The following is a 6,607-nucleotide window of genomic DNA, read 5'->3' on the forward strand; positions in this document are numbered from 1 at the left end:
GGACCTCAGTGGATCTCGCGTACCACCACGTCCAGGGCCCACGGCTTGCCCGCCTTCGCCGGGGCCTCGGCCTCCACCACGTGGCCCAGGTCCCGCAGCGCCCCGACCAGCTCGGCCGGGTCCTTCGGCCGGGCGCCGGTGGTCAGCAGCGAACGGACGATGCGGCCCTTCGTCGCCTTGTTGAAGTGCGACACGACGGACCGCTTCTCGGTACCCGTTCGCTCGTCCACCTGGGCGTGCAGCACGCGGACGGTCGCGGTCCTGCCCGCGACCTCGCCCTTCGGCTTCCAGGCCGCCGCGTACGCGGACGACCGCAGGTCCAGGACGAGGCCGTCGCCCGCCGCCTCCGGCATCACGGAGACCATCGGCGTACGCCAGTACGCGCCGAGGGCGCCGAGACCCGGCAGCTTCACGCCCATGGAGCAGCGGTACGAGGGGATCCTGTCGCCGACGCCGACGGCGCCCCACAGGCCGGAGAAGACCAGCAGCGAGCGGGCGGCGCGGCGCTTGGCCGCGGGGTCGAGCGAGGCGAGGTCGAGGGCGTCGTACAGGACGCCCGTGTAGATCTCCCCGGCCGGGCGCGCGCCCGCCGTCCGCAGCTCGGTGTTCTTGGCGACCTCGCCGCGCAGTCCCTCGCTGAGGCCGAGCACCTCGCGGGCCTTCTCCTCGTCCGCGGCACACAGCTCGACGAGCTCGTCGAGGACGGCCTGCCGCGCGTCGGTGAGCCCCGGCAAGGACAGCGACTCGGGCTTGAGCGGGGCACCCCGCCCGGAGGAGGCCTTGCCTTCGGACGGCGGCAGCAGGACGAGCACGATCGGACTCCTTCGGAGGATGGGGGGAGGGGTGCGGCCCCTGCGAAATCGTACGGGGTCCGGCGGGGCGCCTTGGGCTCGCGTCGCCTCGGGTCCGTCGTGTGCGGCGGGGTCACGTGCGGGTGCGGCCCGACTCTGGTGGACAAGCCCCGCAGGGGCGGTGCCACAGGGGCGCGGGGAACTGCGCAACAAGCCACGACAAACCCGCACCCACAAACCGTCGAGCCCCCCCCCAGCGGCGGACGGGCTTTCAGGGGCGCGGGGAACTGCGCAACAAGCCACAACGAACCCGCACCCGCACACGCAGGGCCACCCCCACCCACCCATGACCGCCCAAGGCCCAGGGGCCCGCAACGTTGCAGCATGCGCAACGCGCTTTGCGCAGGGTGCGTGCGGAGGGGCAGGATGCCCCTATGACCTCCTCCGTGCTGGACCTCGCCCCCGTCATCCCCGTCGTCGTCGTGTCGGACCTCGACGACGCCGTACCGATGGCGCGCGCGCTCGTCGCGGGCGGGCTCCCCGCGATCGAGGTGACGCTGCGGACTCCTGTCGCGCTCGACGCGATCTCGGCCATCGCCGCCGAGGTACCGGGCGCGGTGGTCGGCGCGGGCACCGTCATCTCGGCGCGGAACGTCGAGGACTCCGTGGCGGCCGGCGCCCGCTTCCTCGTCAGCCCGGGCTGGACGGACACGCTGCTGGACGCCATGCGGGGCTCCGGCGTGCCGTTCCTGCCGGGCGTGTCGACGACCTCGGAGGTCGTGGCGCTGCTCGAACGCGGCGTACAGGAGATGAAGTTCTTCCCCGCGGAGGCCGCGGGCGGCACCGCTTACCTGAAGTCGCTCGGCGCCCCGCTGCCGCAGGCCCGGTTCTGCCCGACCGGCGGGATCACGCCGGACTCCGCGCCCTCGTACCTCGCGCTGAAGAACGTCGGCTGCGTGGGCGGCAGTTGGATGCTGCCCGCCGACGCGGTCGCCGCCAAGGACTGGGCGCGCGTCGAGTCCCTGGCGCGCGAGGCCGCGGGGCTTGCGTCAGCGCAGGTGTGACGTGTCGTTGAGCAGGCGCAGCGAGGCGTTGCCGTCGGCGTAGTACGCCACGGCCGACACCGAGGCCGCCGCGAGTTCCATGCGGAACAGGGACTCCGGCGGTGCGCCGAGCGCGAGCCGCACCAGCGTCTTGATGGGCGTGACGTGCGTGACGAGCAGGACCGTGCGGCCCGCATGCGCGGCCGTCAGCCGGTCGCGCGCCTCCGCGACCCGTACGGCGACCTCGGCGAACGACTCGCCGCCGGGCGGCGCCGCGTCGGGCGAGGCCAGCCAGGCGTTCAGCTCCTCGGGGTGGCGCTCGCGCACCTCGCCGAAGGTCAGCCCCTCCCAGGCCCCGAAGTCCGTTTCCCGCAGGCCCTCTTCGACGTGTACGTCGAGGCCGAGGCGGTCGGCGACGGCCTGCGCGGTCTGCCGGCAGCGCGTGAGCGGCGAGGAGACGATCGCCTGGATCGTGCCGCGTGCCGCGAAGGCGGCGGCGGCGCGCTCGGCCTGGCCGCGGCCCACGTCCGAGAGGACGGGGTCGGTGCCGCCGCTTCCGGAGAACCGCTTCTCGGGCGTCAGCGCGGTCTCGCCGTGCCGCAGCAGGACGAAGGTCGCGGGGGCGCCCAGGTCCGCGGGGGCGGCCCAGCCGACCGGCGGGGCCGCGGCGTTGTGCGCGGCGCGGGCGTCGTCGGCGGGCGCCGACACCGCGCCGGTGCGCCCCGCGACGGACGTGGCGAGCGCCGCCCGCGCCTTCGCCGTGCCGGCCGCCACGTCACCGGGCGGGCCCGCGGGCTCGGGGGCGGCGGCCGACCGCGCGGCCCGCGCGTCCAGCTCCGCCGTCGAGGCCGAGGGCGACCACTGCTCGCCGCGCTTGCCCGCGTCCATCGCCTCGTTGGCGAGCCGGTCCGCGTGCTTGTTCTTCTCGCGGGGGATCCACTCGTACGTCACCTGGGACGACGGGTAGATCCGCGCGGCCTCGGCGGCGAGCGGCTTCATGTCGGGGTGCTTGATCTTCCAGCGGCCCGACATCTGCTCGACGACGAGTTTGGAGTCCATCCGCACGTGCACGGAGGCGGTCGCGTCCAGCTCGTGCGCCGCCTTGAGTCCCGCGACCAGGCCCTTGTACTCGGCGACGTTGTTCGTCGCGACGCCGATGTACTCCGCGACCTCGCGCAGGGTCTCCCCGGTGGTCGCGTCGATGACCACCGAGCCGTAGCCCGCGGGTCCCGGGTTGCCCCGGGAGCCGCCGTCGGCCTCGACGATGAACTCGCGCATCTGCAGGCGTCCTTACAGGCCGGACTCGGACGTGCGGACCAGGATGCGGCGGCAGTTCTCGCAGCGCAGCACGGTGTCCGGGGAGGCCGCCTTCACCTCGTTGACCTCGGTGATGTTGAGCTCCAGGCGGCAGCCCTCGCAGCGTCGCTGGTAGAGCTTGGCGGCGCCGACGCCGCCCTCCTTCACGCGCAGCTTGTCGTAGAGCTTGAGCAGGTCGGCCGGGACCGAACCCGCCACGACGTCGCGCTCCTTGCCGACCGTGCCGGCCTCACCGTCGATCTCCTGGAAGGCGGCGTCGCGGCGGGCCGTGGCGTCGTCGGTCTTCGACTGGACCGAGGAGACGCGCTCGGTGAGCTCGCCGACCCGCTCCTGGGCGGACTCGCGGCGTTCCATGACCTCGAGGACGACGTCCTCCAGGTCGCCCTGGCGCCTGGCCAGCGAGGCGATCTCCTTCTGGAGGTTCTCCAGGTCCTTGGGGGACGTGACCGCTCCGGAGTCGAGGCGCTGCTGGTCGCGGGCCGCGCGCTGGCGGACCTGGTCGACGTCCTGCTCCGCCTTGGTCTGCTCGCGGGCGCAGTCGCTCTCCTCGGTCGTCGCGGCGACGAGCAGGTCGCGCAGCTGCGTGAGGTCCTTGTTCAGCGACTCGATCTCGGCGTGCTCGGGCAGCGACTTCTTCTTGTGCGCGAGCTGCTGCAGGCGTACGTCCAGGGCCTGGAGGTCGAGCAGTCGGATCTGGTCGGCGGGCGCGGCGTTCAGTTGGGGGCTCCTGTTGAGTCGAGAGATGAGGCCGCGTGGGCGGTCCAGGGGTCGGTGACCTTCTTCGAGACGTGGACGCGCAGTCCCCATCCGTTCCGGTCGGAGATCTCGTCGAGCTGGGCTGCGGCCAGCTCGCACCAGGGCCACTCGGTGGCCCAGTGCGCCGCGTCGAGCAGCGCGAGAGGTGTGCGTTCGCGGGCCTCGGACGCCGGGTGGTGGCGCAGGTCCGCGGTGAGGAAGGCGTCCACGCCCGCGGCGCGCACGTCGTCGAAGAGGCTGTCGCCGGAGCCGCCGCTGACCGCGACCGTGCGGATCAGCGCGTCCGGGTCGCCGGCGACGCGGATGCCCTGCGCGGTGGCGGGCAGCCGCTTCGCGGCGCGCTCGGCCAGCTCGGCGAGGGTCAGGGGGTGGGCGGGCTCGCAGATCCTGCCGAGCCCGCGGCGGCCGCGCGGGTCCTCGGGGTCGGGCACGAGGGGGCGTACGACCGGGAGGTCGAGCGCGCCCGCGAGTGCGTCGGAGACGCCCGGGTCGGCACGGTCGGCGTTGGTGTGCGCGACGTGCAGCGCGATGTCGTTCTTGATGAGGTCGTGGACGACCCGGCCCTTGAAGGTGGACGCCGCGACCGTCGTCGTGCCCCGCAGGTAGAGGGGGTGGTGGGTGACCAGGAGCTGGGCGCCGAGCGCGACCGCCTCGTCGGCGATCTCCTGGACGGGGTCGACGGCGAAGAGGACCCGGGAGACCTCCGCGTCGGGGTCTCCGCAGACCGTGCCGACCGCGTCCCAGCTCTCGGCCAGATCGGCGGGCCACAGGGCGTCGAGCGCGGCGATGACTTCAGACAGACGGGGCACGGAGAAAGGCTACCTTCCCGGCGTGCCCCGCAGGTCGCGCGTCACGGACCGCTGTCGGACGGCTACTTGGAGCGGTCACCTTCGGGGTGTCCTGTGGCTTCCCGGGGCCGTACGGGACAGTCCGGTCACCGGCCGCTCACCCTCGTAACAGCACATTCGCCCCCGCCGTCTCCGTCGAATCGGGCAATCGCCACCCTTCTGTGTGAAGGGACTCCCGTCGGTGCCACGCCAGTGCGTGCGAAAACTAGCTTCGGGGCCGGAGGTGACCACACCACGATGACTGCGCCACCAGCGCCGCCCGCGCCACCGGCCGTACCAGTGCCACCCGCGCCGCCGGCGCCACCGCCGGTCCAGGCTCCCATCCGCGTCCGGGTGCCCGTCCGCCCCACGGGGTGCACGATCGCGGCGGACGGGTCGTACGCGGCCCGTCTCGCCCGTGCCGCCGGAGCGCCGGACTCCTGGTATCCCGAACGCTGGGCCCTGGACTCCCCCGAGCCCTACGCGGTGCCCCTGCCCGGCAACCAGCCCGAGGAGCCGTCCACCGAAGTGCTCCCGATGGGCGACGGCCGGGTCCTCATCCACCGCGTGGTGGGCGAGCGGCACCTGTTCGCCCTGCTGTACCCGACGGGCCCGGGCACCGGCGAGATCCCGCTGGGGGCCGTGGAGTGCGGCGAGCTGCGCCTGCTGCCGCCCGCGCCGGGCGGCACCCGCGCCTACGCCCTCGCGCCCGGCGCGCACTCCACGGACGTCTGGCTGGTGGCGGGCGGCGCCTTCGGGCCCGAGCATCTCGCCGAGGTGCCGGGGCGCTGCTCGGGGGGTGTCTGGCTGGACGGCTCGGACCGCATGCTCGCCCTGGACCGCGAACGGGACGGCCGCACCAAGACGGTCGCGGTGGACCTGGAGCGCGGCGGCGAGGTCTCGCCCCTGCTGCAGATCGCGGAGGACAGCGACGACCGGCTGCTGCTCGCCGACGCGGACAGCGGCCTGCTGCTGATCCGCTCGAACGCGCCGGGCGACGACCGCCTGGGCTGGGGCGTCCTCGGCGGTACGCGGCCGGTGCGTTTCCCGGAGTCCCTACGGCTGCCCGACCTGACGGTGACGCCGTTCGCGGTCCAGCCGGGGCAGGTACTGACGCCGGAGGCGTGCGCGGTGGCGCTGCGGATCGACGGGGCGCCGGGCGGTGGGGGCAACGGCAGCTGGCTGGGCCTGTGGCGGCCCGCCGCCCGCGAGCTCCACCAACTGGCGGCTCCCGAAGGGTGGTTGGCCGGATCCGGCTGGTGGACGCGGGACGGGGTGCTGTGTCTGCCGTACGTGACGGGGGCGGCGCCGTGCGGTGTCGCCCGGGTCAGCGGACCCGCGCCGCCGGCCGCCGCCGACGCCCCGCAGGACGAGCCCGCGCCCCTGCCGTCACCGCCTCCGCCACCGCCGTCGGCGGAGCCCCCGAAGCCCGCCGCCGCACGCCCCGTCCCTCTGCAGCAGGCACCCCTCGGCGGTCGAACCGTGGCCGGTTAGACTCGCCCGGCTGTACGAACGATCATCTTTACGGGGTGAATGGCTTGACTACGACCGAGACCGTCACGGAGACACAGCAGAACACCGCGCCACAGACCCGGACGGACGCGCCCACGGGCGCCGGCAAGCACCGGGGTCCGGTGTCCGAGCGCGACGAGGCGTCGGCGCCGCGGGGGCGGCACCGCAAGCAGGACCAGGAGTCCTGAGCCCCTGAGTCCCTGAGTCCTTGAGCCCTTGAGTCCGGGGCGGACCAGCACAGACCAGTGCAGAAAGGTCTCGGACCCCTGGCGGCTGGGACAGTAAGGAGAGGAGAACTTTCTACCCTTTCCCTCCCCCCGACTGAAGGCCCAGACATCCGCCGCCGCAAAAAGATCTTCTG

General features: G+C 73.9%; 7 protein-coding genes. 3 read left to right on the forward strand and 4 right to left on the reverse strand.

The window, feature by feature from the left end; all coding sequences use genetic code 11:
- Positions 1–5 precede the first annotated feature (5 nt).
- A complete protein-coding gene (gene yaaA, locus ACZ592_RS28795) occupies positions 6–812 on the reverse strand; it encodes a peroxide stress protein YaaA (protein ID WP_471584564.1) in 807 nt (268 codons plus the stop codon).
- 413 nt (positions 813–1,225) lie between these two features.
- Between yaaA and eda the strand changes: the two genes are divergently transcribed.
- Complete coding sequence (gene eda / locus ACZ592_RS28800) at positions 1,226–1,855, forward strand: bifunctional 4-hydroxy-2-oxoglutarate aldolase/2-dehydro-3-deoxy-phosphogluconate aldolase (RefSeq protein ID WP_471584565.1); 630 nt, start codon at positions 1,226–1,228, stop codon at positions 1,853–1,855.
- Here eda and ACZ592_RS28805 read toward each other — a convergent pair.
- From ACZ592_RS28805 to ACZ592_RS28815, 3 genes are read right to left on the reverse strand one after another with little or no spacing between them, the layout of a single operon-like run.
- On the reverse strand, positions 1,841–3,112 hold the full coding sequence (locus tag ACZ592_RS28805; protein ID WP_471584566.1) for a bifunctional RNase H/acid phosphatase: 1,272 nt from the start codon (positions 3,110–3,112) through the stop codon (positions 1,841–1,843). The genes eda and ACZ592_RS28805 overlap by 15 nt on opposite strands.
- Before the next feature lie 12 nt (positions 3,113–3,124).
- On the reverse strand, positions 3,125–3,868 hold the full coding sequence (locus tag ACZ592_RS28810) for a zinc ribbon domain-containing protein (RefSeq protein WP_471584819.1): 744 nt from the start codon (positions 3,866–3,868) through the stop codon (positions 3,125–3,127).
- Entirely contained in the window at positions 3,865–4,716 is an 852-nt protein-coding gene (locus tag ACZ592_RS28815) for a Nif3-like dinuclear metal center hexameric protein (RefSeq protein WP_471584567.1), read from the reverse strand. The genes ACZ592_RS28810 and ACZ592_RS28815 overlap by 4 nt, the downstream gene beginning before the upstream one ends.
- Before the next feature lie 372 nt (positions 4,717–5,088).
- Between ACZ592_RS28815 and ACZ592_RS28820 the strand changes: the two genes are divergently transcribed.
- Complete coding sequence (locus tag ACZ592_RS28820) at positions 5,089–6,228, forward strand: hypothetical protein (protein WP_471584568.1); 1,140 nt, start codon at positions 5,089–5,091, stop codon at positions 6,226–6,228.
- 44 nt (positions 6,229–6,272) lie between these two features.
- The gene (locus ACZ592_RS28825) at positions 6,273–6,434 is read left to right on the forward strand and encodes a hypothetical protein (protein WP_471584569.1); all 162 of its coding nucleotides are present in this window, start codon (positions 6,273–6,275) and stop codon (positions 6,432–6,434) included.
- Positions 6,435–6,607: the final 173 nt, after the last annotated feature.

The organism is Streptomyces sp. NPDC040622 (assembly GCF_055593965.1).